The organism is Bacillus sp. FSL R5-0422 (assembly GCF_038610765.1).
GTDB classification, from domain to species: Bacteria; Bacillota; Bacilli; order Bacillales; family Bacillaceae; genus Bacillus; species Bacillus pumilus_O.
Genome location: NZ_CP152014.1, coordinates 1,915,956 through 1,942,102, shown reverse-complemented (window position 1 = coordinate 1,942,102; position 26,147 = coordinate 1,915,956). Strand labels below are relative to the sequence as shown.

The following is a 26,147-nucleotide window of genomic DNA, read 5'->3' as shown; positions in this document are numbered from 1 at the left end:
ATCAATTGTGCTACACTTTCATTAATGATAAGCATTCTCAATCATGAAGGATGGATGGTGATCACATGACAATGATTTTCTTGCTCGGTACGGTGTGTGTATATAGCCTATTAATTGGCTTCGTATTAAAAGGTGTCTCCAAAAAATCTGCTTCCTGATTCCAGTCAATTGCGACTGATCGGGTAGCAGATTTTTTTATTTCCTCAGATCAGAAGAAAAATCTCTTTATTTTGTGTAAAATGGTATCACATACATAACTGACTTTTCTAAAAACAAAGGGGTTTATCGTCATGAAAGACTTGTCTATTCGAGATTCGCTCGTTCAAACTGCTGGAGCTTTATATCAAAGCTTTCTCAAAAGGAATGATCATGAGCGAGCAGCCAAACTTGCATCGATTATCAAAAAGGAAGCAGAAGAAGAAGTATATATCGCATTTACCGGTCATTATTCTGCTGGAAAGTCATCACTTGTGAATCATCTGCTTCATGATCACATTTTGCCAACGAGTCCAATCCCAACAAGTGCAAACTTGGTCATTGTGAGGAAAGGGGAAAGTGAAGTGCAGCTTCACACCTCTGATGGCCGTTTTGCAAAAATGAGCGGCTCTTATGATAAAGAAGCTGTACAGCGTTTTTGTAAAGATGGAGAACAGATTGAAATGGTGGAAATTAGCGGTGATTATAGAGGCCTTGAAGAAAATGTGGCACTGATTGATACGCCAGGAATTGATTCAACGGATCATGCACACTTTTTATCTGCTGCTTCTATTCTTCATCAAGCAGATGCTCTTTTTTATGTTGTTCACTACAACCATGTTCATTCTGAAGAAAACATTCGTTTCATTCGATCCATCAAAGAAAAAGTGCCAAATCTATATTTCATCGTGAATCAAGTAGACCGGCACGATGAGCATGAGACGGCATTTGAAGATTACAAAAATCAAGTGATTGACATGCTCCTTAAAGAGGGCATTGAAGAAGATCATTTATACTTTACATCTGTAACCGATGAGACCCATCCAAGAAATGAAATGATTCGTTTAATCAAAAAACTGCAAGAATTACAGACATTGCCCAAGGCCTCACTTCGGGCTTATACGGAGCAGAAAATTGAGCATGTCTTAAAAGAACACATTGACTCGTTAAAAGAAGACCTGCAAGGTGAGGAGCTTGAGTCACAGCTCGAAGAAAAAAGAAAAGAAGTAAAAGAATTGGAAGCGAAAATTCACTTCATTGAAAATGGAGCCAAACAGTTAGAAGAAGAAGTATCTAATGAAATCGAGAGCATTTTGAAAAATGCCAACCTAACGCCATTTAAAATGAGAGAACTCGCAAGTGACTATATTGAATCAAAAGCACCTGGTTTTAAAGTGGGGTTGCTTTTTGCTAAAAATAAAACTGAGCAGGAAAAAGAAAAACGGGCCACTGACTTCTTAACAGATGTCAAAGCGAGAATGAAGGCAGAAGTGGACTGGCATATTGCTGAGCTACTAAAAAAAGAAGTCAAAAAACATCAACTTAGTGAAGACTTATTAAATCAAGTGATGGCGTTTGAAACACCTGTGCAAGAATCACTCCTTGCAAGTGTGATTCATCATGGAGCAACATTCTCTAATGAATACGTACTGCAATATGCAAAAGATGCTGGCGAAGCCTTGAGAAGACAGGCTAAGCAGCAAGCGATGACACTGATTGAACAAATGGTGGAATCGCTGAAAGCCAAGCTTATGGAAGATAGGGTAGAACAGCAAGAAAAATGGGCTCAGTCTGCAAAAGAGCTCCAAACACTCGAGCAGTGTACCAAAAAAAATGAACAAATGAAGCGAGATATTCAGCATCTATGGGATATATGGCAAAATGGAACGGATAAAAAAATCGAAGAAGATTGGTTTTACGCGAAAAAGAGTCAAATGCAGCATGACCAGTTAAAGCAGGATCTAGCGACCATTCCACCTGAAGAGAGAGACCAAGAAAAACCGAACAAGCAGATAGAGCAACCTCAAATGCGTCAGTCACAGCATGTCACGACGGCCCAGTCGATTGCCCAGTTTGAGCAGCTTTCTCAGATTTTATTGCCATTAGATGCGCTCCAATCTCAAAGAAAGTCCTTTGAAAAACGAACAAAACGGCTGCAAGCGAAAGAATTCACACTCGCTTTATTTGGGGCTTTTAGTTCGGGGAAATCTTCCTTTGCAAATGCTCTCGTTGGGAGAAAGGTGCTGCCATCCTCTCCCACACCAACAACGGCAACCATTAATAAGCTGACTCGGCCGACGGAAGATCACCCTCATGAAAGTGTCAAAGTGGTGTTCAAAACCGAACAGGATATATTAGAGGAGCTCAATCAGATCCTAGGATTTCCGGTCTCAGACGAAAAGGGAGAGACGTTACCATCAAAGCTCGAACGAACGCTGAAAAAAAGACAGCTTGAACAAGATCACCGCATTATTGTTGAACATTTTTTACACGCACATACCCGTTTCCTTGATCACATTACGAAGCAAACGCCGCTTCATGTTACTCTTCAAGAACTGAGGCCATACGTGGCAGAAGAAGCTGTTTCTTGTGTAGTGAAGGAAGTGACGGTTTATTTGAGTACACCTCTAACAGATAAAGGGCTGACTATTGTTGATACGCCAGGCGCTAGCAGTATGAATAAGCGTCATACAGAGATTGCCTTTCAATATATGAAAGACGCAGATGCGCTTCTTTATTTAACTTACTACCAGCACTCTTTTTCGAAGGCAGATCGGTCATTTTTACGTAAGCTTGGGCTTGTAAAAGATTCATTTAGCATGGATAAAATGTTCTTTATTATCAATGCAGCGGATCTCGCAAAGGATCAAGCAGAGCTTGACACCGTCTTTGACTATGTGAAAAATGAGCTTACAAAAGAGGGCATAAGAAACCCTAACCTTCATCATGTGTCCAGTAAGGAAGAGATCGACGGAAAGGGAGAGACGGCTTATAATCAATACGCAAAGCTTAGAAAGCAGCTCGACTATTTTATTGAGGAAGAATTAACGAAAGATGCGATCGAGCTGTTATATTTTGAAGCTGGTACGTTATGTAGAACAGTCGACAAACTGCATGCGTCGCTGCATCAGTCAGAAGATGAGAAGCAAGCGGAAAAGAAGAAGATAGATGCATCGTATGAAGCGATTCTTGATCAAATGAGTCATGTAAAACAATCTAAGCTAGTGACAGAAAGTGTGAAAAAGGACTTACATGAACAGCTCTATCATATTGTGCAGCGCCTGTCACTATTTGCGAATGATCTGTTAAAGACAGCCTTCTATCCTGGAATATCCCAAGGGAATTTCGGACAGCAATTGAAAAAAGCACTTGAGAAGGCACTAAAGGATTATGAATTTGAATTTGTACAGGAGTTAAAGGCACTTGATATCCGGATGGAATCGTTTATTCTTCAATACTTCCAAGAGGAATGGGAGAAAGGATTACAGGCGGCATGTGCAGATGACCCTTATTTTTCTCTCTCACTGTCGCCGCCAGAAGAGAAAAATGCTGAACTGAAACAAATTGAAGTCAAAGCTGAACTGACGCCATTTGAACCGATCCTAAAGAAACAAAAATCAGCGAAAGTTTTTTTTGAACAGAATGGTAAGGCTGCTTTTATTGAAGGGATTCGAGACATTCTTCATCAGGTAACCACGAAATGGGCAGATAAAGAAAAAGAAGAATTACTAAGCAGGTACGACATGATGGTGAAGACGTTTACGGAAAGATATGAAACAGAAGCACTCGAGCAGCTAAATGAACAAAAACAAACATTTATCACGAGTCTCACGACAGATGCTAAAGAGCAGGCGGTCATTGAACAAGTTTATGAACAAACAAACGAATGGAAGAACCAGTTGAAATCCATTTGATTCATGGTAGACTAAATAAAAAAAGAAAGCAGTTGATACAAAATGACGAGCGTACACGAAGAGATCTCCGCACACTCACAAAAGCAGCATGCTCATATCCAGTCTTTTCTTGAGCTTGAACAGAAAAGAGAACAAGCAATAGAGATGGCTGTATTCAAATGTGAGCAAAACGAGCCATTTACAACAGACGAGATCAACGCCATTACGTCGAAGATGAATGAGCTTGCACGAGGCGGTATTGTTCCATTGCGTAAGCTTGTGACGAATGATATGGTCAGGGAGTATGTCGAGCGGAAACAGAAGTAGAGAGTAACATTCGCTTTTTTGGTCATCTTAATGAATGTACCGAGAAAGGGGAATGATCATGAAAAAAAAGCAACAGACAAAGCAGCAGGATGAGCGTGACCCTAAACAAAAAGACATGCCGTCCTATGCAGAAGCAGAATCGAAAAAAATGCAATACGGTCAAAAGTAAACAGGCTGCCTCTTCTTTTCCAAAAGAAGAAGGCGCCTTTTTTATGTCTAGTTTTGCGTTCTGTGATAGAATAGGAGTATTGTTTTGAAAAGGGAGTTTATAAGAATGAGTAAACACGTACTGCTTGTAGATGGAATGGCTCTATTGTTCAGATCGTTTTATGCGACGGCCGTCCATCGCAATTTTATGATAAATGACCACGGTGTGCCGACAAATGGAGTGAATGGCTATTTGAAACACTTATTAACAGCTGTACAAACATTTGAGCCAACTCATATTGTGTGCTGCTGGGATATGGGGAGTCAAACCTATCGAAACGAATTGTTTCAAGATTATAAAGCAAATCGTGGAGAGGCGCCTGTCGAGCTCATTCCGCAATTCGATTTAGCAAAAGAAGCTACAGAAGAACTAGGAATTGTGAACATTGGTTTAAAGGGCTTTGAAGCAGATGATTGCATTGGTACTCTTGCTGCGCTTTACCAAAAAGAAGCACGTGTGACTGTCCTAACTGGTGACAAAGACTTACTGCAAATTTTGAATGAACAAGTGACTGTTGCCTTGATGCAAAAAGGAATTGGCAATTATAAGCATTATACAAAAGCCTTATTTGAAGAGGAAATGGGAATATCACCGAAGGCACTCATTGATATGAAAGCACTCATGGGTGATGCAAGTGATAATTATCCAGGTGTCAAAGGAATCGGAGAAAAAACGGCTTTAAAATTTATTCAAACCTATAAAACGATTGACGGTTTGTTAGAAAATGTCCATAAACTAACGGCTGCACAGCAAAAGAAAATGCAAGCAGGATTAGAAGATTTGCAGCTTTCTCGTTTATTGGCAGAGATCAAATGCGATGTCCCGCTCAGCTGCCCAATTGATGAAGCGAAAATGAACATCAATCAAGAACGTGCTGCTGCTATGCTAAGGCATCATCAAATCAAAGGAATCGAACCGATGATGAACCGCTTAAATATAAGAGAGATCAGCTAAAGCCGATCTCTTAGGTTTATCTTTTTGTATTGCTTTTCTTCGCGCTATTTTCTAGCTGAGATAGTGGCTGTTTATCTTTTGTTTGCGCATCACCTTGTGGAGTTGTCCCATTTGTGACACGACCTTTATTTTCTTTATCCAATCAGTATCACCTCACATACATTAGCATAACCGAAAAAAAGCGATTCATCCTTTAGAAAGGTGAATCGCTTTTCTAGCGAGCTGATCTGCTACTTGATTTTCCTTACTCGGAATCCATTTAATAAAAAATAAATCAAAATTGCTTTGAAGCTCGATCATCTCTTTAATAAAATGCTGAAATGCTGGATTTTTAGCAAATCCTGCATTGGCTGCGCGGTCAACTACTTGTGAATCTGTGCGAAATGAAACGGTACGCAATCCTTTTTCCACGCAGATTTTCATCCCTTCGATCAGAGCAGAGAATTCTGCTTCGTGATTGCTCATGGACCCTAGAGGAATGGAGAAGGATTCAGCCTTTCCATTATATTTGATGAAAATGCCGATGCCAGAAGGACCTGGATTCCCTGCACTTGCACCATCAATGTATATTTCAGCTGGCAAATTACTTCACCCTTTCATCAAGTGGAACCATTTTTTTCGCTGCATAAGCGTATGGTGTGGAAATCGCAGCGACGATAAATTTAATGACATATGTCGTGATAAAGATTTCAATCCATACTTGAGTCGGATACGTGCCAAGAAAGGCAATGGTCGTGAAAATCAGTGTATCAAGAAGCTGGCTAATCATCGTACTTCCAGCATTGCGCATCCAGAGTGCACCATCAGAGGGAAATATCCGGCGAATAAACGAATATACATAAACATCTAGCATTTGACTGATGATATAAGCAGCGAGACTGCCAAGTGCCACCCTTGGCATAAAGCCAAATATGGTTTCCAGCGATGATTGTGAGATATCAGATGGAGCAGGATCAAAAAGCAATGCCTCCTGCATGACAATAGTTAGTGTTAAAAGGGTCGTAAAACCAATCCAAACCGCTTTTTTCGCTTCATGTTGTCCATATTTCTCATTCAACACATCCGTTGCAAAAAAGACACTGCCGTACAAAATATTTCCAAGTGTCGCTGTTAAGCCAAACAATTCAACGGTTTTCACCACTTGTAAGTTAGCGGCTGCCGTCGCAAAGCCAATCCAGACGAAAAGGCCCATCTTGCCAAATCCTTTATAAAATAGAAGAACAATGATAAAATTAATGATCGCAAATAAGATCCAAATACCTTCATTAAACAAGTGACATGAACTTCCTTTCTGATTGTAAAATGTAACTTTTTGATTATAGCATAACGTATGTTTACCTTAAAAGCACGGGAAGGCGATGTGATCAATGAAATTAAGAGCACACTACACAATGAAAGTGAAATCGATTGGGGCCATTGCTTTTTATCAAGAAGATTGGTTGGAGCTAAAAGAGGCCCTAAGGTTAGCAAAACATATCGACAAAAAAGAACCCCAGTCACTTCTATCATTTGAAGATGAAAAAGGGGCCATGTGGTCTATAAAAGAGCTTGAAAAGCTAAATGAAGAATTAAAGCTTGAACCGGATGAGCTTCAAGTCTATTTTGATGCAAGTTTTCATAAAGAAACAGGCGACTCTGGTCTTGGTGTTGTCGTCTACTATAAGCTAGGAAAAGACGCTTATCGATTGAGGAAAAATCAGCCTTTCCAAGGGAGCACTAATAATGAAGCAGAGTATGCGGCTTTATTTGAGGCGGTAAAAACTTTAAAAGACCTAGGAGCAAGCAGAAATTCTGTCACGATTAGAGGAGATTCACTTGTTGTCATGAATCAGTTAAAAGGAGAATGGCCTTGTTATGATGATGTACATAACAAATGGCTTGACCGAATTGAAGCGACTTTAAAAGAGCTGAAGCTGACGCCAACCTATGAAGCCATCGATCGGAAACAAAATGCAGAAGCGGATCAGCTTGCAAGACAGGTTCTTGCAGACGTCCCAATCGAAAGTACATTGAAATTAGAAGCAGACGGAGCTGAATAATGTGGATAAAAAAACAGCAGTACAAGAATTGACCGATCTTCAAGACACGTATTGTTCAGATTGTTTGATTAAGAAGCATTTTCGAAAAGAATTTGGCAAAAAATATGCCCATTCCTTTTGTATACAGCAATGCACCGTTGGAGAGAAAATAAAAGAATATGGCCAAACGCTACTCAAAAAATAAACGGATGCACCGGTTTTCCCTTCTCAAACATCCGTTCTTGAAAAAAAACGGATAGAATGTGTAAAAAAAGAACATATTCCGAAAAATGAGCCGATATAACTATAGAAAGTTTTGGTTGAGTTACTTTTTGACTAAGTGACGGATATTAGAGGAAAAGGGGAAGGCCGGTATGAATAATAAGGAGTTCGAAACGGTATTACATCGAACATTTCAAGAGGTGTACAGCGATCTAGAGCAACTTGTAGATGTAGCAAAGAAGGGAAGACCTTTTCTCGAAAAAGATATTTCTGAAATTGAACAACGACTAAAGCAAAATATTTTAGCAATTGAAATTCAGCTGAAAATCAAATAAGAGAGGCATAAGCCTCTCTTTATTTTGCATCATTGATTTAGTTGATTAGATTTTTGTTACGTTTGCAGCTTGAGGTCCACGATTACCTTCAACGATTTCAAAAGAAACTTCTTGTCCTTCTTCTAAAGACTTGTAGCCGTCACCTTCGATAGCTGTGAAGTGAACGAATACATCGTCTCCGCCTTCAACTTCAATGAAGCCGAAACCTTTTTCATTATTGAACCATTTTACTTTACCGTTTTGCATATTGCTTTTTCCTCCTAGTACTGTAGCATACCTTTTGGCATACTAAAAAAAATTTTCATCACCTAACGACTTTGCAGTTGCTAAATGATGGTTCCACTATACACCATTAAAAGTAAAGCGTCAAGCAGGAGAGCCAAATTTTGAGCAGAATGTTTGATTTTTTGGATAAATAACAATAATAGATAAACCGTCCCCATTTTCTGAAACTTTATGCACAGTTTGTCCGTATATAAAAAAAATACAGAAAGAGGTGCTATCATGAATCGTTATACACTCGAAGAATTTGTTCAGAATACGCAGCAGGAAGATAAGGGAGAAGGGGTTTTTGAACTTGAAACACCAAGACTTTTAGAAATTAATTTGACGGATACCATTTGGGCCAAAACAGGGGCCATGGTTTCGTACCGAGGCAAAATCAAATTTGAACGTGAGGGCGTGTTTGAACATGGTGTTTCAAAGATGTTCAAAAAAATGCTGTCAGGAGAAGGCACTTCACTCATGAAGGCAACAGGTGATGGGAAATTATATGTAGCAGATCAAGGCAAAAAAATCTCAATTCTGCGTTTGGCTCAAGGGGAATCTATTTTTGTGAATGGGAATGATTTGCTCGCATTTGAACCTTCAGTTCGCTGGGATATTAAATTGATGAAAAAAGTGTCGGGGATGCTTGCAGGTGGATTATTTAACGTCAAATTAGAAGGACCAGGTCTTGCTGCGATTACGAGTCATTATGAGCCACTCACATTGATTGTTCAGCCTGGGGACTCTGTCTATACAGATCCTAATGCGACAGTTGCGTGGTCAGGGGATTTAAAAACGGAATTTGTGACAGATGTTTCATTCAAAACCTTTATTGGTAGAGGAAGCGGCGAGTCTATTCAAATGAAATTTAGCGGAAGTGGATTTGTTGTCGTGCAACCGTTTGAAGAAGTGTACACAGCAAATGGAAATCAAGGATAAAGAAAAAGGTGTCCGTCATTGACGGACACCTTTTTATGATAATGCACGAGCATATGTTTTGTTATTCGTGATGAGATCTGATTGCTCAACGATATCTTCCAAAATGGTTTGAGAAGAATGCTTTAAGTGAAGACTTTTCATGTTTTGTTTCATGGTTTCTAACTTTTCTTCATCTTGAAGCAAGTTGGTCACAGATTCTAAAATGTCTTCATGTCTGTTGATGACGATGGCTGCACCATAATCCTCAAAGAAATGAGCATTTTCCTTTTCTTGTCCAGGGACAGGCTTGTAAAGAATGACTGGGACACCGAGTGCTGTTGCTTCTGTTAAAGTAATGCCACCTGGTTTTGTGATCATACAATCTGTTACTCTGAACAATTCATCAATTTGTTCCACATATCCAAGCGCCTTCAATTGATCTGGATGTGTTTGTTCAAGATCGCTTAGTGATTGTTTCAGCGCTGCGTTCTTTCCACATACAACAACAATTTGTACTTCACTGTCTAGAAGCAATGCTTCACATAATTCCTTGACATTTTTCAGTACACCATGAGCACCGGCCATAATCAGAAGAACTTTTTTGTTTGATGATAATCCATATTTTTTATAAATCTTCGATTTTGGCACGTCTGCTTCAAATTGTGGTCTAATAGGAATGCCTGTCACTTTGACATCGCTTGGATGTGTGCCGATTTCCACTAATTTTTGTTTCACATAATCGGTTGCAACATAGTACCGGTCGATGTTTTCATGTACCCAAATCTTATGAAGACAAAAATCTGTCATCACATTAAACGTCGGAATGATTTTTCCTGTTTTGTTTCGGTATTCAGGAACAACAATCATCGGGAATGTAATAATAATGATATCTGGATTGTGTAATTGAATAAGTTCATCAAGACGCTTATTTCCCATCTTTAAATAAATGTTAAATTTGCGTTTATTGTAAATTTTATCTACACCGTAATAAAACAAGCGATAAAATTGTTTCCCAATGGAAAAGCTCTTCAAGTATAAATATTGAGTCACTTCCGACACAATGGGATTTGATTCTTGATACAAATTAGAAACTACAACATGCTCAAACCCTTGGGATTTGCACTCATCATACAGTGTTTTAGCCACCTGCATATGTCCATTTCCATAATTTGCGGTCAAGATTAATATTTTTTTATTGGTATTCAAGAATATTCACCTCAAATGTAATCAACAACAACAAAACTTCGTACGAAAACTATTAATCTCATAGGTCTACATATACATAAAGATAACATATAAACAGTCAGAGCATATCGTTCGTTACGAAAGAATTAAACTAATTTTAAAAAACAACAAGACTAAATTGATAATGGAAGACAGAGCCATTTGTATTTTAACACATTTTGGCCATTTATCATCAGACTACAGTCTATTTTATTCCCAAACGTATGGTGTTTCTTGATAAACATAATAATTGAGCCAATTCATAAACAGTAAAGTGGCATGGGCTTTCCATCGATTCACTGGGACTAATGCGTCACCATCTTCTATAAAATAGTGAACAGGTTTTTTGACTGTATCATCCTTCAACAAATCTCTTTCATATTCCTGCTTCAATGTGTCTGTATCATATTCAGGATGTCCAGTTAAAAATACTTGTTTATCATCATCTGAAACAATTAAACAAACTCCCGCTTCTTCAGAGACACTTAATACTTTCAAATTCGGCGTGTTTTTTAATTGTTCTGTATTAATATCTGTATGCCTCGAATGTGGGACATAGTATACTTCATCGAAACCTCTGACTAATCTTTCTTTTTTCTCTTTCACAAGATGCTCAAATACACCAAATTTCTTCTCGGCAAGTTTGATTTTCTCAATACCATAATGGTGATACAGGCCTGCCTGTGCACCCCAGCAAATGTGAAGAGTAGACGTCACATTCGTTTTACTCCAGTCCAAAATCTCCTGCAACTCTTTCCAATAGGATACTTCTTCAAAAGCTAAATGCTCAATTGGTGCGCCTGTGATGATCATTCCATCAAATTTTTTATGGCGAATCGATTCAAAGGTCGTATAAAATTCATCTAGATGCTCTCTCGACGTATTCTTCGGTGTATGCGTACTTGGAATTAAAAACGTAAAGTACACTTGTAAAGGAGAATTTCCGAGCATTCTGAGTAGCTGCGTTTCAGTTTGTATTTTTTTTGGCATTAAATTTAAGATCACGATATTCAAAGGACGGATATCTTGCTTGAATGCCCTTGTCTCATCCATGACGAAAATGTTTTCGCTCTCTAGTATTTGTTTTGCCGGCAGATGAACTGGTATGTTTATAGGCAACTCGCCACCCCCTGAACCAAAGCTAATTTCACTTCATTATAGGAACTTTCTGGCGATATTTCAATGTTTCAATTATGTTACAATGAAAAACAGAGCAAAAACAAAGCTGTTTCTCGAAAAAAAGGAGGCCGTTTATTTATGATCACAAAGCATTTATCAGATATTGACATTGCCCAACAGGCAAAACTGAGACCTATTCAAGACATCGCAGCTAAGCTGCAATTACATGACGAAGAATTAGAATGCTATGGTTTCACAAAAGCGAAAATATCTTTGACTATTTTTGACCGTTTAAAAGAACAAAAAGAAGGACATGTGATTCTTGTCACATCCATCAACCCAACACCAGCAGGTGAAGGGAAGTCCACAGTCACAGTCGGACTCGGTCAAGCCTTCGAAAAAATTGGGAAAAAAGCAATCATTGCAATGCGAGAGCCTTCATTAGGTCCTACAATGGGCATAAAAGGCGGTGCAGCAGGTGGAGGATATTCACAGGTGCTGCCAATGGAAGAAATCAATCTTCATTTTACAGGAGATTTTCATGCCATTACTTCAGCACATAATGCGTTATCTGCGTTCATTGATAACCATATCCATCACGGAAATGAACTTGGCATCGACGCGCGCCGCATTGTATGGAAGCGAGTGCTTGATTTAAACGATCGTGCATTAAGACAGGTCGTTGTCGGACTTGGTGGACAGGTAAATGGGTATCCTAGAGAAGACGGGTTTGACATCACAGTTGCCTCCGAAATGATGGCCATCCTTTGTTTAGCAGAAGACTTAACTGATTTAAAAAAACGTCTTTCTTCTATTGTTGTTGCCTATAATCAAGACGGGGAGCCAGTCACAGTTGGTGCACTTGGATATGAAGGTGTTCTGACGTTACTTTTAAAAGACGCACTCAAACCGAATCTTGTACAAACGATAGAAGGAACTCCGGCCCTTGTTCATGGCGGTCCTTTTGCCAATATTGCGCATGGATGTAATAGTTTAATTGCAACCAAAATGGCGGCGAAATTAGCCGATTATGTCGTAACAGAAGCTGGATTTGGAGCAGATCTTGGAGCAGAAAAGTTCCTGAACATTAAAACAAGAGCTGGTGATTTCAAGCCTGGTGCAGTGGTTATTGTGGCGACTGTCAGAGCATTAAAGATGCATGGCGGAATGAAGAAAACAGAACTCAAAGAAGAGAATACACAAGCTGTATTAAAAGGTATACATAATTTAGAAAAGCATATTGAAACAGTGCAAGCCTTCGGTCTTCCATATATCGTCGCAGTTAACAGGTTTATCACGGATACAAAAGAAGAGATTCAAGCGATAGAAGATTGGTGCCTTGCACATGACCATCCAGTCAAAGCTGTGAATGTATGGGAAGAAGGAGGCGAAGGCGGGACAGCACTTGCCGAAGAACTCACGACACTTATTGAAAAGAAGAAGAACAGCTTTTCCTATTTGTATGAAGAGGATGATTCCATCGAAGAAAAATTATCTAAAGTTGCCAAAGTGGTTTACGGGGCAGACGGGGTCACACTCACTTCAAAAGCAAGAAAGCAGCTGGCAGCCATCGAAGAAAACAGCTGGGGACATTTACCGGTTTGTATGGCAAAAACGCAATATTCACTTTCTGATGATCCAGCTCTCATTGGGAGACCTAAAGGCTTCACCATTACGATTCGTGAGTTAAAGCCATCTGTAGGAGCAGGATTTATTGTTGCCTTAACTGGAAGCATTCTGACAATGCCTGGATTACCTAAAAAACCTGCGGCGCTCGAGATGGATTTATTAGAAGACGGCAGTGTGACAGGACTCTTTTAACCGGAAGCATAAAAAGCGATTTTATAAAAGAAGCATGTTACGATAGGAAAAAGTGAATCCTAGGAGGCTATGAGATGTCAATTTATGATATTCAGGTCAAGACCATTAACGGTCAAGAAAAATCAATGGCAGATTACAAAGGAAAAGTCCTCATTATTGTTAACACAGCAAGCAAATGTGGACTAACTCCTCAATTTAAACAACTGCAAGAACTATATGATCAATATCATGAAAAGGGCCTTGAAATTTTAGGGTTTCCATGTAACCAATTTATGAACCAAGAGCCAGAAGGAGAAGAAGCCATTCAAGAATTCTGTTCTTTGAATTATGGGGTGACCTTCCCTATGTTTGCGAAAGTAGATGTCAATGGTGACAATGCACACCCGCTTTTCAAACATTTAACAAGTCATGCTAAAGGTGTACTTGGGACGAAAACAGTGAAATGGAATTTCACAAAATTTATCGTGGATCAAAACGGAGAAGTCACTGAGCGTTTCTCTCCGAAAACATCACCAAAAGAATTAGAAAGCACCATCATCGCTCTTATGGACAAATAAGGTGTTGACCGTCATGCAGAAAAAACAATTGGAGGCAGCTGCCTCCTTTGTTTCGGATCGGCTGAAATATGAACCGACTGGACACGATGCGGCTCATATTGATCGCGTGCGGCAGCTTGCCTGCCACATGGCTAATCAGGAAGGCGGTTCCCAGTTTGTGATTGAAATGGCAGCGATTGTTCATGATGTTATTGATGAAAAGCTGTCGAGTGAATGGAAACTTTCACCAAAGCAGCTTGAGCTTCAGCTCCTTTCTTGGGAAGTTCATACGCGGGATATTCGTTATATCATGGACATCATTACAACGATGTCTTTTCGTCATCGACATAAGCAGAATAGACCAATATCGTTAGAAGGGGCCATTGTTCAAGACGCAGATCGGCTTGATGCGATAGGAGCAACCGGTATTGCGAGGGTGTTTACTTATGCAGGCGCAAAAGGGGAAGCTCACTATACAAAGGACACGCAGCAGGGCTCCGTACTAAAGCATATGGAAGAAAAACTGCTCAAATTAAAAGACTTAATGAATACTCGTTCTGGAAAGCAGCTTGCTGAGGAGCGGCATGATTTGATGAGCCTGTTTATCAAGACATGGAAAGAAGAATGCGGCCTTACAGATGAGTAGGGTCTTTATGTGTGTAAGGAGGATGTATAGATGAAAATAACAGCGATAGAACCGACGCCAAGTCCAAATACGATGAAGGTCATTTTGACAGAAGCGCTTGCCGGCGGTAAAAGCAACAACTACAAAAAGGATCAAAAAGAAGAAGCGCCAGAGATGATTAAACGTATTTTAAACATTGAAGGTGTAAAAGGTGTTTATCATGTCGCAGATTTCTTAGCGGTTGAGCGTAATGCAAAGTTTGACTGGCAGGGCATTTTGCAGCAGGTCAGAGAAGCCTTTGGTCAACAAACAGAAGGCCTTCAGGAAGGATCGCAGTCTGGTGGTGACACATTTGGCGAAGTCAAAGTGTTTGTCCAAATGTTTAATGGAATTCCGATGCAAGTTAAATTAACCGACGGTGAAAGAGAAGAGCGATTCGGCATGCCTGAACGCTTCCAAGCAGCTATTTTAAAGCTCAGAAGCAGTTCAGACAATGTCGTATTTGAACGTGTGTGGAAAGAACATGGCGTTCGTTTTGGTGACTTTGCAGACATTGGCCAAGAAGTCACAGAAGAGCTGCAGGCAGCCTATGACGACGAGCGTTTAGCCCGCTTAACAGAAGCGGTCAAAGAAGGACAAGAAGCTGTAGATCGACAGGTGAACAGAAAGGCATATGATGTAACAGAAGATATGCTGCGCGAGGAAGACTGGAAAAAGCGTTTTGCCCATTTAGAGCAAATGCAGCCAGAACAAAAGGATATCCCTGTTTTAATGAAAGCAATGGAAGATCCTAAAACATCCATTCGCAGGCAAGCTGTTGTGAATGCTGGAATGATTGATGATCCTGCTATTTTGCCTATTCTATATAAAGGGCTTAAAGACAAAACAGTGACAGTCCGCAGAACCGCTGGAGACTGCATTTCAGACCTTGGTGATCCGAGCGCTATAGAAGCAATGATTGAATCATTAAAGGATCCAAGTAAACTTGTTCGCTGGCGTGCAGCGATGTTTCTTTATGAAGAAGGTGACGAAACAGCACTTGACGCATTAAAAGAAGCTGAGCAAGACCCTGAATTTGAAGTCAGCCTTCAAGTGAAAATGGCAATTGAGCGTATTGAGCACGGAGAAGAAGCGAAAGGCTCAGTATGGAAGCAAATGACAGAAAGTAGAAAAAATGCATCAGAATGATGAGACTTATGAACAAGCTGCCTATCATTGGTAGCTTGTTTTTCTTAAAGTCGTAGACAGAAAAATTTTTTTAGAAAAATTATTTTGAATATTGTTGAAATATACGAAAAAACTCTATATAGTAGTACCAATATAGAATATTGGAGGTCAGATTTTATGACACGAACCTTGCTGAGCGCTAGCTTCAGCAAACATGTTGGTCATCATTCATTCATCGGTGGCTGAATAAACAGAAAATTTGTAAAATAAAATCAACTCAAAATCATACAGTCAACAAGACTTGTAGTATAGGAGGCTTTTTAAACAGATGGCAGAACTTCGTAGTAACATGATTAAACAAGGAATTGACAGAGCACCTCACCGAAGCTTACTAAGAGCAGCGGGGGTAAAGGATGAGGACTTCGGCAAACCATTTATTGCTGTATGTAATTCCTATATTGATATTGTCCCAGGACATGTCCATCTTCAGGAATTCGGAAAGATTGTGAAAGAAGCTATTCGTGAGGCTGGCGGGGTCCCATTTGAATTTAATACGATTGGGGTCGATGATGGAATTGCAATGGGTCATATCGGGATGAGATATTCACTACCAAGCCGTGAAATCATTGCTGACTCTGTCGAAACCGTTGTATCTGCTCACTGGTTTGATGGAATGGTTTGTATTCCTAACTGCGATAAAATTACACCAGGGATGATGATGGCAGCGATGCGTGTCAATATTCCGACGGTCTTTGTCAGCGGTGGTCCGATGGAAGCGGGTAGAACAAGTGATGGCAGAAAAATTTCACTTTCTTCTGTATTTGAAGGCGTCGGTGCTTATCAGTCAGGTAAAATTAACGAAGAGGAATTAAATGAATTAGAACAGTTCGGCTGTCCGACCTGCGGATCTTGTTCAGGTATGTTTACAGCAAACTCAATGAACTGTTTAGCAGAGGCACTTGGCATTGCTCTTCCTGGAAATGGAACGATTTTGGCGACATCACCAGAGCGAAGAGAATTTGCGAAAAAGTCAGCAAAACAATTGATGGAGCTCATTAAAAAGGATATTAAACCGCGTGATATTGTGACTGAAAAAGCCATTGATAACGCATTTGCATTAGATATGGCACTTGGTGGGTCAACGAATACTGTTCTTCACACACTGGCGATCGCAAATGAAGCAGGTGTTGAATATTCACTTGAACGCATCAATGAAGTAGCAGAGCGTGTGCCTCATTTATCAAAACTTGCGCCAGCTTCGGATGTTTATATTGAGGATTTACATGAAGCAGGCGGCGTCACAGCTGCGCTAAATGAATTGTCCAAAAAAGAAGGCGCACTTCATTTAGATACAATGACCGTCACAGCGAAAACGCTTGGTGAGAACATTGCCGGTCATGAAGTCAAAGACTATAATGTCATTTATCCAATCGATAAGCCATTTACTGAAAAGGGCGGCTTAGCCGTTCTATTTGGAAACCTTGCGCCAGATGGAGCTATCATTAAAACGGGCGGTGTACAAGATGGGATCACACGCCACGAAGGGCCTGCGATCGTATTTGAATCCCAAGAAGAAGCTCTTGAAGGTATTATTAATAGAAAAGTAGAAGCAGGACATGTTGTCATCATTCGCTATGAAGGACCTAAAGGCGGACCTGGTATGCCAGAAATGCTTGCACCAACTTCACAAATTGTCGGGATGGGACTTGGACCAAAGGTTGCTTTAATTACAGACGGACGTTTTTCCGGCGCTTCTCGCGGCTTGTCTATCGGACACGTCTCTCCTGAAGCAGCTGAAGGCGGTCCGCTCGCTTTTGTTGAAAATGGTGACCATGTCGTCGTCGATATTGAGCAGCGCATTTTAAGTGTCGATGTTCCAGAGGAAGAATGGGAAAAAAGAAAATCAAACTGGAAAGGCTTTGAACCAAAAGTGAAAACTGGCTATCTTGCTAGATATTCAAAACTTGTGACATCAGCCAATACAGGCGGAATCATGAAAATTTAATCTGAAATAGAACATTTGAAAATTGGCTCTCTCTATAGTATCCTTTATTCACAACAAAAGGATTTTAGAGGGGGCTTTTTTATGTCAATGGCATATGAAGAATATATGCGCCAGCTCGTTGTGCCAATGCGCCAAGAGCTGACAAGTGCAGGATTCCAAGAACTGACGACGGAAGAAGAAGTAGAACAAACGATGCAAGAAGCTGAAGGAACAACATTTGTTGTTGTAAATTCTGTATGCGGCTGTGCGGCAGGATTAGCACGCCCTGCAGCGACTCAAGCTGTGATGAAGGCAGAAAAAGCGCCAGACAAAATTGTCACAGTATTCGCTGGGCAGGACCGAGAAGCTACGGCAAAAATGAGAGAATATTTCACTGGTGAAGAGCCATCATCTCCTTCTATGGCCCTTTTAAAAGGAAATGAGCTCGTTCATTTTATCCCGCGTGACGAAATTGAAGGTCATGAAATGGAAGATATCATGAAAAATGTCTTAACTGCATTCGAAAAACATTGCTAATACACGTGTTGAAATGCCCTGCGATCAGATCAGGGCATTTTTTCTTGATCATGATGGAGGAACGATATGCTCATTACTACAAGCTTTAGAGCGAATGAACAAACGATTGAAACAGCGAAGGCACTTGCAGAAGATTTACATGGTGAGTATGTAGAAAGACGCAAACAATCTGTCAAGCAGCTTGCGCTGAAACGAGGAGATGTCCTTGTTGTCGGGAAAGAAAGGTTTGAATGGTATCAGCCAAATGGTGAAAAGTTCTTCTTTCATCCAAGCTCAGCGATGTTCAGGGTGAAGCGGCTCTTGCGCGGAGAAAAGGATCCTCTAATTGAAGCAGCACAGCTAAAGCCGGGCGATTCCTTTTTAGATTGCACACTTGGCTTAGGGTCTGATGTGATAACTGCAAGCTGTGCGTTAGGCAGGAAGGGAAGGGTCGTCGGTATTGAAAAGAACCCTATTACGGCATTACTAGTGCGAGAAGGACTGAATACGTGGGAGACGGGGATAGAGGAAGCTGATGAAGCGATGAAACGGATTTCTGTTATCAGTGGAGACAGTATCGAGCAGCTAAAGAAGTATCCTGACTGTTCATTTGATATCGTCTATTTTGACCCCATGTTTGAGGAAACGATTCAAGAATCTACAAGTATAGCGCCGCTGCGTCATGCGGCAGAGCACGACTTTGATCACGAATCAGCCGTGCAAGAAGCATTAAGGGTGGCGAGAAAAAGAGTGGTGTTAAAAGACCATTGGAAAAGCACACGATTTAAAGCGGACTCTTACCAATTTCGGGTCATCAAACGAAAAACAGCCCAATTTCATTATGGGTATATCGAGAAAGAAAAAAGCCCTTACTAAGGGCTTTACAGCGTGTAGACAAACCCTCGCATTCGGTGTCAGTCCTGCGTGCTGGTGCTCACGAATGTCAAATTCGCTCCGCGCCAGTACTCGTCCTTCCTAGAATTCAAAGGTTTTCTATCACGCTGAAAAGAAGACAAAGTGCTAAAATCAAGATCATTTTAGCACTTTGTCAACAATCTGAAAAGCCCTTACTAAGGGCTTTTAATCCGTAATCTCCATATAGACAAAATAAAACAGTGTTAGCAAGGAAGCTGTGACGAAAAAGCCTTCAAGCATACCCATTCCTCCCAAATTTTAGTTGCCTGCACTGTAATTGTAAACGTTTTATTATGAAAAAGAAAGTCTCAAATCAGTGACCAAATTGAATGACTGAAAATTCATTATATGCTAGAATAGCAGTATGATAACTTATGGAAGGAATTAGATATCATGAAGATGTGGATGAGAAAAACGCTTGTTGCGCTTTTTACAATTGCAACTTTTGGTTTGGTTTCTCCTCCGTCGGCTTTGATGACAGACAAGCCATCTGAACTTTCTTCACCTGATAAAACGCCTTATACAGCGGTTTATGATTCATCAGATGAATTGCGCAGCTGGGAACGATCGCAAGAGGCAAGCGAAGAGCAGGTAGACCCCTTTGAGCAATATAAGGAAGAGGTTCTATCAAGTGCAGAAAATCAATCCTTTCTCAAATTCGGACGTAAAATCACACCTGTCATTGAAGACGAGTACAGAGAAGAGATTCAACCGAAAATTGAACAAGTATTAACCGATGTTTTAACAAATTTCAAAGATGACGAAAAATTTCAAGATGTTGTGTTAACTGATCAGCCTTCAAGCGGAAATGGTGAAAAAATCTTTCACATCTACAACCGGAAGACTGGAGAAGATTTGCTCCGTTTCCATGTGAGAAGAGATCAGCCGCCACACAGCGGATATTGGTTTAACTTTCACTACCATACAGCAGAAGATGGATTCCAGACGCATCATGAACTCGGTAATATTTACTGGGACAAAAACACCCCGCCGAGCTGGATGAGCCACTAGAAGGAGATGTCATGCCAATTGAGAAAGTATACAATGAACGAAATGGTGCAGATTACAAAACAAATGTTAAACGAACGTGGAGTGAAAATTGAAGATATTGCACACATTGTGCTAAAGCTTCAAGAAAAATATCATCCAAACCTTCCACTTAGTGTCTGTATTGAAAATGTTGAGAAAGTGTTGAATAAAAGGGAAATTGTCCATGCGGTTTTAACAGGACTTGCCCTTGATCAGCTGGCTGAAAAAAAGCTATTGCCAGAACCTTTGCAGCACTTAGTTGAAACAGATGAGCCGCTATATGGAATTGATGAGATTATTCCGCTTTCCATTGTCAATGTATATGGATCAATCGGTTTGACCAACTTCGGTTATTTAGATAAAGAGAAATTCGGTATTATCAGAGAATTAGATGAAGGTCGCCCTGGTGAAGTGCATACCTTCCTTGATGACCTTGTCGCTGCGCTTGCCGCAGCAGCAGCTAGTCGGATTGCTCACTCACACCAAGACATTAAGGACGAAGAGCAGGATCGGGTGAATCAAGTATAAAAAGAAAAACATGTCTGCTCCTCATGCAGGCGTGTTTTTTTGGTTTAAACAAAAGCAGAAATAAGGTAAACTACAACAAGAACATAAATAAAGGATGAAAAAAATGAAACAATACAAAGAGTTATGCCGTCATGTATTACAGCACGGGGATGAAAAAGGTGACAGAACGGGAACAGGCACAATCAGCACGTTTGGTTACCAGATGAGATTTGATTTGCAGGAAGGATTTCCACTTTTAACAACAAAGAAATTGCACCTGAAATCAATTATTCATGAGTTGCTTTGGTTTTTAAAAGGTGATACAAATGTCAAATACCTTCAGGAAAATGGTGTCCGTATATGGAATGAATGGGCAGATGAAAATGGCGAACTAGGCCGTGTGTACGGAGCGCAGTGGCGATCTTGGGCTAGTGGAGACGGTGAGACTGTGGATCAGATCACAAAGCTGATCCACGATATCGAGCATAATCCCAATTCAAGAAGACTAATCGTCAGCGCTTGGAACCCGGGTGAAATTGATCAAATGGCGCTGCCACCATGTCATTGTCTGTTTCAATTTTACGTATCAAACGGAAAGCTTTCTTGCCAGCTTTATCAAAGATCAGCAGATATCTTTTTAGGCGTCCCATTTAATATTGCTTCATATGCTCTTCTTACAATGATGATTGCCAAAGTCACAAATCTTGAACCAGGAGAGTTTGTTCATACGCTAGGGGATGCTCATATTTATCAGAATCATCTTCCTCAGGTGAACATGCAACTAGAGCGTGAGGAACGTGCGCTTCCGCAGCTTCGCATCACAAGAGATGTGAAGAGCATTTTTGATTTCACGTTCGATGATTTTGTACTTGAAAACTATGATCCGCATCCGCATATTAAAGGAGAAGTCAGTGTATGATTTCGATGATTGTGGCGACAGGAAAAGACAGAGTCATTGGTCAAGATAATCAAATGCCTTGGCATTTACCAGCTGATTTAGCATATTTTAAGAAGGTCACAGGTGGCCATACGATTGTCATGGGCAGAAAAACGTATGAATCCATTGGACGAGCGTTGCCTAACCGCCGTAATATCGTGCTCACAACAAGTTCTTCTTTTGAAGCAGAAGGATGCGAGGTTGTCCATTCCATTGCTGACATTTTGGCAATTGGAAAAGGTGAGACAGAGTTATTTATCATCGGCGGGTCTAAGCTGTATGAAGAAATGATGCCATATGCGGATCGTCTATATATCACGCATATCCACCATGCGTTTGAAGGAGACCGCTACTTTCCTCATTACGATGAAAACAAATGGACGGTTGTATCACGCGAAAAAGGCCATCGTGACGAAAAGAACCCCTACAATTATGAATTTGTCGTTTATGACAAAAAGGATAAATGAGTAGGAGGAGTACGGTTGTTTCGTTATTGGTTTTTAACGATTTATGTAGTTGTATCCTTTTTTAAAAGTATGAGGCATTTGCATGCCCATGAATTAACTGATCCGCGCATTTCCTATACGAAACGAATGCATCTCATACATGAGCATGCAAAAAGGTTTGCCCGAGGCTGTATTGATCAGTCAGGATCAGTCATGACCATTCACCAGCAAAAGAAGCTGCCGGATGAGCCTGTTATTTATATCACGCAAGAGCTGAATCCAGTTACGATGACATTATTAATTGGCCATCTTGAAAAACCATTTACTTTCATGGCAAAGCCGAATCTTTTTCGATATCCCATTTTAAAACAATGGCTGAAAAAGATGGCGGTTATTCGCCAGAATCAATCTGACGATGCCTTATTAGAAGAAGCGAAGGAAAGAATCTTATCTGGTCAGAGTGTATTGCTTTCAGAAGCACAGCGCCACATGGCAGAGGCACTTGCTGAAGATTGTGATTGTCCGGTTGTACCGATTGAAACAAGTGGAACAGATCGTCTATTAACTGGTAAAGTCGTAAAAAGACTGCATCCTGTGAATGTTGATATTCATATTAAAGCACCTGTCATGATGAGCGATTACGCCCAAAAGCGGGCATAGAAAAACCAGCATCCGAAGTGGATGCTGGTTTTTTTCATGCAGCAGGAATGTTCACACAGTAGAACAGAATGCAGAAGAACATTGATGCACTACCGCCCAGAACAAAGCTGTGCCAAATCGCATGATGATAGGGGATTTTCCGCCAAATATAAAAGATGGTTCCGACCGAATACAATAGACCGCCTAACAGTAAGAGGCCAAACCCTGGACCTGTTAACCCAATGTAAAGTGGTTTGATGGCAATGATAATCATCCAGCCCATTAATAAATAAACGAGGGTAGACACAATGATAAACCGTTTGACGAAAAAGATTTTAAAGACAATTCCGCCAGCAGCAAGAGCCCATACAATCGCAAGAAGCGTATAGCCGAGTGCACCTTTTAATGGTCCGAGTAAAAAGGGCGTATATGTACCAGCGATCAATACATAAATAGCCGAGTGGTCGAGAATTTCAAATACATCTTTTGTTTTTTTATGCCGAATGCTATGAAGCAAGGTCGAGCTTAAATAGAGCAGTAGCATGGATGCACCAAATATTGAAAAGCTCACGATCTCTGTGACAGTGCCGTATTGAACAGCGAATAACACGAGAAAAACAATGGCTGGAATGGATAAAATAACACCAATGCCATGTGTAATGGCGTTTGCAATTTCTTCTTTTACAGTAAACAATGGATGTCCTCCTTTTATTGAACCGGTATATAACCATCAAGTGACTTTAGGAATGACAGACCTTCAAGTGTAATCTTTGTGCCGGCCCTCCCTTTTCCTTTCGTCACGTATGCTTTTTTCTCAAGGTCATCTAATCGGCTCCTCACCTGCTGAGGGGTCAGCGGGATGTCGCCTTGTTTGCTTAACTCAGACAAGATGCGCCTGCTGGCAGCTTCACCTTTCTCATTGAGAGATTTAATAGCTTCTAGCAGGAAAACAAACTCTTGCTTTTCCATTAGTGTGAGCTGGTGTTCTTCCTTTTTTCCTTTTACCTCTGGTGAAAGAGGGGTTAACACAAAGGGCGGCAGGTGGTGTAAAAATACCGTTTGCCCCTCGAGAATGACTGCAGCATATTGAATGATATTTTTGAGTTCCTGGACGTTTCCTTCAAACGGATACTCCTGCAAGGTTTCCCAAACACTTGGATCAATATCAGGCGCCATGCTCAGCTCCTGAAAGAAAGCAGTTGTTAACACAGGAATGTCTGTTTTTCGATCTGCTAATGACGGCAAAGGCAAATGGAAAACATTTAAGCGATAAAACAGTTCAGGTAAAAAGGTAGATGAAACCCTCAATGCCTCTATTGATAAAGACGAAGTGGCAATGATTTTTGTTGCAGGAGAAATTTCTAGAAAACGAATGACCTGATGCTGCATTGGAATACTTAATGAGGCAATTTCGTCTAAATAAAGAATTTGACGGGTTTTTTCCGTGAAGGCTTTCTGCAACGTAGCTTCATCTAGGATGGGACAATATAGATGTGTCAGTGAAGCGTTTGAAGCCGATGCATGAGCAATTTCATAGGCAAATCGCGTTTTGCCTGTGCCAATTTCTCCTGTGATCAAGACTGGCTGTTCGTGTTTTGTGAATTGCTTTGCTAGGTGAATGGCACGCTTTATTTCTTGATGCTCTCCATATATAGACGTAAACGAATGAGTGGTCATCGGGTGATTCCTTTCTTTATGGTTCTAATTGGTTCAATTGTAACACCCAATAAAACCAAATGTACAGAGAAACGAAAAAGTTTATAAAATTTATACTTGATCCATGATCTATTGGTTTATTTTTTGAATATTCATGTTATAATGACAAATTAAATAAGGTTAAAGAGAAAGGATCTTGTACATGAAACCGTTGCTCAAAGAAAACACGCTAATTCAAGTGAAAGATATTTTAAAGGCCCATCAAAATTTGAAGGATGTAGTCATTCATACACCTCTTCAAAAAAATGAGCGACTTTCTGAACGATATGAATGTAATGTCTACTTAAAAAGAGAGGACCTTCAAGTAGTTCGTTCCTTTAAATTAAGAGGCGCTTTTAATAAAATGAGCCAGCTTCCAAAAGATAAACTAAAAAACGGCATTGTCTGCGCAAGTGCAGGAAATCACGCACAAGGGGTTGCCTATTCTTGTAAATATCTAGGTATCCACGGGAAAATCTTTATGCCTGCTACGACACCAAGGCAAAAAGTATCTCAAGTGGAGCTTTTCGGAAAAGAATATGTTGAAATTATCTTAACCGGAGATACGTTCGATGATTCATATCATGAAGCAGTGAAATGCGGAGATGAAGAAAAGCGTGAATTTATCCATCCGTTTGATGATTTGGATGTGATGGCAGGACAAGGAACGACTGCTGTAGAAATATTAAATGATATCGAAGTGGAGCCTCACTTTTTATTTGCAAGTGTTGGAGGTGGAGGTTTGTTATCTGGAGTGGGTACATATATTAAAAATATCGCCCCAGAAACCGAAATCATCGCAGTCGAACCGCTTGGCGCAGCATCACTCCATGCTTCCCATGAAAAGGGCAAGGTTGTGACACTTGATTCCATTGATAAGTTTGTAGACGGAGCAGCGGTTCAGCGGATTGGCGAAAAGACGTTTACATCTCTACAGTCTGTTGTTGATAAAATTAGTCTTGTACCTGAAGGGAAAGTATGTACAACCATTTTAGAGCTTTATAATCAATGTGCGATTGTAGCAGAGCCGGCAGGTGCACTTCCGATCGCAGCGCTTGATGCTCACCGCGAGGAGATTAAAGGGAAAAATGTTGTCTGTATTGTCAGTGGAGGAAATAATGACATTGGCAGAATGCAAGAAATCAAAGAACGGTCGATGATTTATGAAGGGCTTCAACATTATTTCATTGTCAATTTTCCGCAAAGAGCAGGTGCGCTTCGGGAATTTTTAGATGAAGTATTAGGGCCAAATGATGATATTTCCCGCTTTGAATATACGAAAAAGAATAACCGAAGCAAAGGACCTGCGCTTGTTGGCATCGAATTGAAGGAAAGAGATGACTATACGGCGCTCATTGAACGGATGAATAAAAAAGGATTCCATTATGTTGAAGTGAATAAAGATCAAGATTTATTCCACCTATTTATTTAGGCTTAACAGAACATGGGAAAAGAGGATTGATCGTTTGTGCTGCTCAAAACAATATGTTTTAGACGGATGGATGGAGCTCAGATCAAGGTAACAGAAGTTCCTGTACTAAAGGGAGATGAGCCGCATTGTTTCATGCTCACCTTTAGACTTGAAGCTTTCTTGAAAAAAGTCTATGTATCTAAAGGAAAGAGGGCTGTGTACTCTTTCAGAGAGGATGTGAAACGTAACGTCAAGTGGAGCACATATGAGCAGATCTATCAGGAGCCTACACTGAAACACAATGCGTAAAAAGGAATCTTTGTCAAAGGGAGTGAGCGGCTGTTTTGAAATGGCTGCTGCTCAGCTTGGCAAGGATTTTTTTCATGCAACCAAGAAAATGTGACAATTTCAAAAACGTTCTGACAGTTGTTTTCAACTATGCGCGAAATAAGGTAATA

The 26,147-nt window shown here is 40.4% G+C and carries 30 protein-coding genes; 22 read left to right on the top strand and 8 right to left on the bottom strand.

The features are described from left to right. Positions 1–50: 50 nt before the first annotated feature. From fbpC to MKX52_RS09760, 4 genes are all read left to right on the top strand, one after another. Complete coding sequence (fbpC, locus tag MKX52_RS09775; RefSeq protein ID WP_306172627.1) at positions 51–158, top strand: Fur-regulated basic protein FbpC; 108 nt, start codon at positions 51–53, stop codon at positions 156–158. Positions 159–290: 132 nt separating this feature from the next. Continuing rightward, positions 291–3,890, top strand: a complete 3,600-nt coding sequence (locus MKX52_RS09770) for a dynamin family protein (protein WP_342490625.1) — start codon at positions 291–293, stop codon at positions 3,888–3,890. Between the two features lie 42 nt (positions 3,891–3,932). Beyond that, entirely contained in the window at positions 3,933–4,196 is a 264-nt protein-coding gene (locus MKX52_RS09765) for a YpbS family protein (RefSeq protein WP_012010324.1), read from the top strand. A 274-nt stretch (positions 4,197–4,470) separates the two neighbouring features. After that, positions 4,471–5,358 (top strand): 5'-3' exonuclease, encoded by an 888-nt coding sequence (locus MKX52_RS09760; RefSeq protein ID WP_151020575.1) that lies wholly within the window; start codon positions 4,471–4,473, stop codon positions 5,356–5,358. A gap of 16 nt (positions 5,359–5,374) precedes the next feature. On the opposite strand, the gene MKX52_RS09755 is transcribed toward MKX52_RS09760, so the two are convergent. From MKX52_RS09755 to MKX52_RS09745, 3 genes are read right to left on the bottom strand one after another with little or no spacing between them, the layout of a single operon-like run. Then, entirely contained in the window at positions 5,375–5,500 is a 126-nt protein-coding gene (locus tag MKX52_RS09755) for a hypothetical protein (protein ID WP_012010322.1), read from the bottom strand. Positions 5,501–5,544: 44 nt separating this feature from the next. Further along, the gene (locus tag MKX52_RS09750) at positions 5,545–5,940 is read right to left on the bottom strand and encodes a reverse transcriptase-like protein (RefSeq protein ID WP_012010321.1); all 396 of its coding nucleotides are present in this window, start codon (positions 5,938–5,940) and stop codon (positions 5,545–5,547) included. A gap of 1 nt (position 5,941) precedes the next feature. After that, positions 5,942–6,631 carry a queuosine precursor transporter gene (locus tag MKX52_RS09745; RefSeq protein ID WP_012010320.1) on the bottom strand — a complete coding sequence of 230 codons (690 nt, stop codon included), beginning with the start codon at positions 6,629–6,631 and terminating at the stop codon, positions 5,942–5,944. Between the two features lie 94 nt (positions 6,632–6,725). Between MKX52_RS09745 and MKX52_RS09740 the strand changes: the two genes are divergently transcribed. The 3 genes from MKX52_RS09740 (at position 6,726) to MKX52_RS09730 (ending at position 7,933) form a co-directional block, all read left to right on the top strand. Continuing rightward, complete coding sequence (locus MKX52_RS09740; protein WP_342490624.1) at positions 6,726–7,397, top strand: ribonuclease H family protein; 672 nt, start codon at positions 6,726–6,728, stop codon at positions 7,395–7,397. 1 nt (position 7,398) lies between these two features. Then, on the top strand, positions 7,399–7,581 hold the full coding sequence (locus tag MKX52_RS09735) for a zinc-finger domain-containing protein (RefSeq protein WP_003215998.1): 183 nt from the start codon (positions 7,399–7,401) through the stop codon (positions 7,579–7,581). A gap of 169 nt (positions 7,582–7,750) precedes the next feature. Next, complete coding sequence (locus tag MKX52_RS09730) at positions 7,751–7,933, top strand: hypothetical protein (protein ID WP_003215507.1); 183 nt, start codon at positions 7,751–7,753, stop codon at positions 7,931–7,933. Between the two features lie 45 nt (positions 7,934–7,978). On the opposite strand, the gene cspD is transcribed toward MKX52_RS09730, so the two are convergent. Further along, positions 7,979–8,179 (bottom strand): cold-shock protein CspD, encoded by a 201-nt coding sequence (gene cspD / locus MKX52_RS09725; RefSeq protein ID WP_003215784.1) that lies wholly within the window; start codon positions 8,177–8,179, stop codon positions 7,979–7,981. A 258-nt stretch (positions 8,180–8,437) separates the two neighbouring features. On the opposite strand from cspD, the gene MKX52_RS09720 reads away from it, so the two are divergent. Beyond that, entirely contained in the window at positions 8,438–9,139 is a 702-nt protein-coding gene (locus tag MKX52_RS09720; RefSeq protein WP_144457554.1) for an AIM24 family protein, read from the top strand. 33 nt (positions 9,140–9,172) lie between these two features. Here MKX52_RS09720 and MKX52_RS09715 read toward each other — a convergent pair whose 3' ends face one another. Both MKX52_RS09715 and metA read right to left on the bottom strand, forming a co-directional pair. Continuing rightward, the gene (locus MKX52_RS09715) at positions 9,173–10,324 is read right to left on the bottom strand and encodes a diglucosyl diacylglycerol synthase (RefSeq protein WP_088001069.1); all 1,152 of its coding nucleotides are present in this window, start codon (positions 10,322–10,324) and stop codon (positions 9,173–9,175) included. Between the two features lie 228 nt (positions 10,325–10,552). Next, on the bottom strand, positions 10,553–11,461 hold the full coding sequence (metA, locus tag MKX52_RS09710) for a homoserine O-succinyltransferase (protein WP_088001070.1): 909 nt from the start codon (positions 11,459–11,461) through the stop codon (positions 10,553–10,555). Positions 11,462–11,599: 138 nt separating this feature from the next. Between metA and MKX52_RS09705 the strand changes: the two genes are divergently transcribed. The 12 genes from MKX52_RS09705 (at position 11,600) to MKX52_RS09650 (ending at position 22,604) form a co-directional block, all read left to right on the top strand. Continuing rightward, positions 11,600–13,282 carry a formate--tetrahydrofolate ligase gene (locus tag MKX52_RS09705; RefSeq protein WP_342490623.1) on the top strand — a complete coding sequence of 561 codons (1,683 nt, stop codon included), beginning with the start codon at positions 11,600–11,602 and terminating at the stop codon, positions 13,280–13,282. Between the two features lie 74 nt (positions 13,283–13,356). Further along, the gene (locus tag MKX52_RS09700) at positions 13,357–13,839 is read left to right on the top strand and encodes a glutathione peroxidase (RefSeq protein WP_216887969.1); all 483 of its coding nucleotides are present in this window, start codon (positions 13,357–13,359) and stop codon (positions 13,837–13,839) included. A 13-nt stretch (positions 13,840–13,852) separates the two neighbouring features. Further along, the gene (locus tag MKX52_RS09695; protein ID WP_088001073.1) at positions 13,853–14,464 is read left to right on the top strand and encodes an HD domain-containing protein; all 612 of its coding nucleotides are present in this window, start codon (positions 13,853–13,855) and stop codon (positions 14,462–14,464) included. Positions 14,465–14,494: 30 nt separating this feature from the next. Further along, positions 14,495–15,631 (top strand): conserved virulence factor C family protein, encoded by a 1,137-nt coding sequence (locus MKX52_RS09690; RefSeq protein ID WP_342490622.1) that lies wholly within the window; start codon positions 14,495–14,497, stop codon positions 15,629–15,631. Between the two features lie 307 nt (positions 15,632–15,938). Further along, a complete protein-coding gene (ilvD, locus tag MKX52_RS09685; RefSeq protein ID WP_342490621.1) occupies positions 15,939–17,615 on the top strand; it encodes a dihydroxy-acid dehydratase in 1,677 nt (558 codons plus the stop codon). Between the two features lie 81 nt (positions 17,616–17,696). Next, complete coding sequence (locus MKX52_RS09680) at positions 17,697–18,131, top strand: BrxA/BrxB family bacilliredoxin (protein WP_003215999.1); 435 nt, start codon at positions 17,697–17,699, stop codon at positions 18,129–18,131. Between the two features lie 66 nt (positions 18,132–18,197). Beyond that, positions 18,198–18,986 (top strand): class I SAM-dependent methyltransferase, encoded by a 789-nt coding sequence (locus MKX52_RS09675; protein ID WP_342490620.1) that lies wholly within the window; start codon positions 18,198–18,200, stop codon positions 18,984–18,986. Positions 18,987–19,418: 432 nt separating this feature from the next. Then, the gene (locus tag MKX52_RS09670) at positions 19,419–20,036 is read left to right on the top strand and encodes a YpjP family protein (RefSeq protein ID WP_012010308.1); all 618 of its coding nucleotides are present in this window, start codon (positions 19,419–19,421) and stop codon (positions 20,034–20,036) included. A gap of 18 nt (positions 20,037–20,054) precedes the next feature. Next, complete coding sequence (locus MKX52_RS09665) at positions 20,055–20,582, top strand: phosphatidylglycerophosphatase A (protein ID WP_342490619.1); 528 nt, start codon at positions 20,055–20,057, stop codon at positions 20,580–20,582. Positions 20,583–20,685: 103 nt separating this feature from the next. Then, on the top strand, positions 20,686–21,480 hold the full coding sequence (locus MKX52_RS09660) for a thymidylate synthase (protein WP_012010306.1): 795 nt from the start codon (positions 20,686–20,688) through the stop codon (positions 21,478–21,480). Next, on the top strand, positions 21,477–21,965 hold the full coding sequence (locus MKX52_RS09655; RefSeq protein WP_144504669.1) for a dihydrofolate reductase: 489 nt from the start codon (positions 21,477–21,479) through the stop codon (positions 21,963–21,965). The genes MKX52_RS09660 and MKX52_RS09655 overlap by 4 nt, the downstream gene beginning before the upstream one ends. 15 nt (positions 21,966–21,980) lie before the next feature. Next, positions 21,981–22,604 carry a 1-acyl-sn-glycerol-3-phosphate acyltransferase gene (locus tag MKX52_RS09650; RefSeq protein ID WP_342490618.1) on the top strand — a complete coding sequence of 208 codons (624 nt, stop codon included), beginning with the start codon at positions 21,981–21,983 and terminating at the stop codon, positions 22,602–22,604. A 34-nt stretch (positions 22,605–22,638) separates the two neighbouring features. Here MKX52_RS09650 and MKX52_RS09645 read toward each other — a convergent pair whose 3' ends face one another. Beyond that, positions 22,639–23,277 (bottom strand): hemolysin III family protein, encoded by a 639-nt coding sequence (locus tag MKX52_RS09645; RefSeq protein WP_012010303.1) that lies wholly within the window; start codon positions 23,275–23,277, stop codon positions 22,639–22,641. A 14-nt stretch (positions 23,278–23,291) separates the two neighbouring features. Further along, positions 23,292–24,260 carry a sigma 54-interacting transcriptional regulator gene (locus tag MKX52_RS09640; RefSeq protein WP_342490617.1) on the bottom strand — a complete coding sequence of 323 codons (969 nt, stop codon included), beginning with the start codon at positions 24,258–24,260 and terminating at the stop codon, positions 23,292–23,294. Positions 24,261–24,441: 181 nt separating this feature from the next. Between MKX52_RS09640 and ilvA the strand changes: the two genes are divergently transcribed. Continuing rightward, positions 24,442–25,710: a threonine ammonia-lyase IlvA gene (gene ilvA, locus MKX52_RS09635; protein ID WP_012010301.1), complete on the top strand. Its 1,269-nt coding sequence runs from the start codon at positions 24,442–24,444 to the stop codon at positions 25,708–25,710. A gap of 36 nt (positions 25,711–25,746) precedes the next feature. Continuing rightward, positions 25,747–25,998: a YpmP family protein gene (locus tag MKX52_RS09630; RefSeq protein WP_012010300.1), complete on the top strand. Its 252-nt coding sequence runs from the start codon at positions 25,747–25,749 to the stop codon at positions 25,996–25,998. Positions 25,999–26,147: the final 149 nt, after the last annotated feature.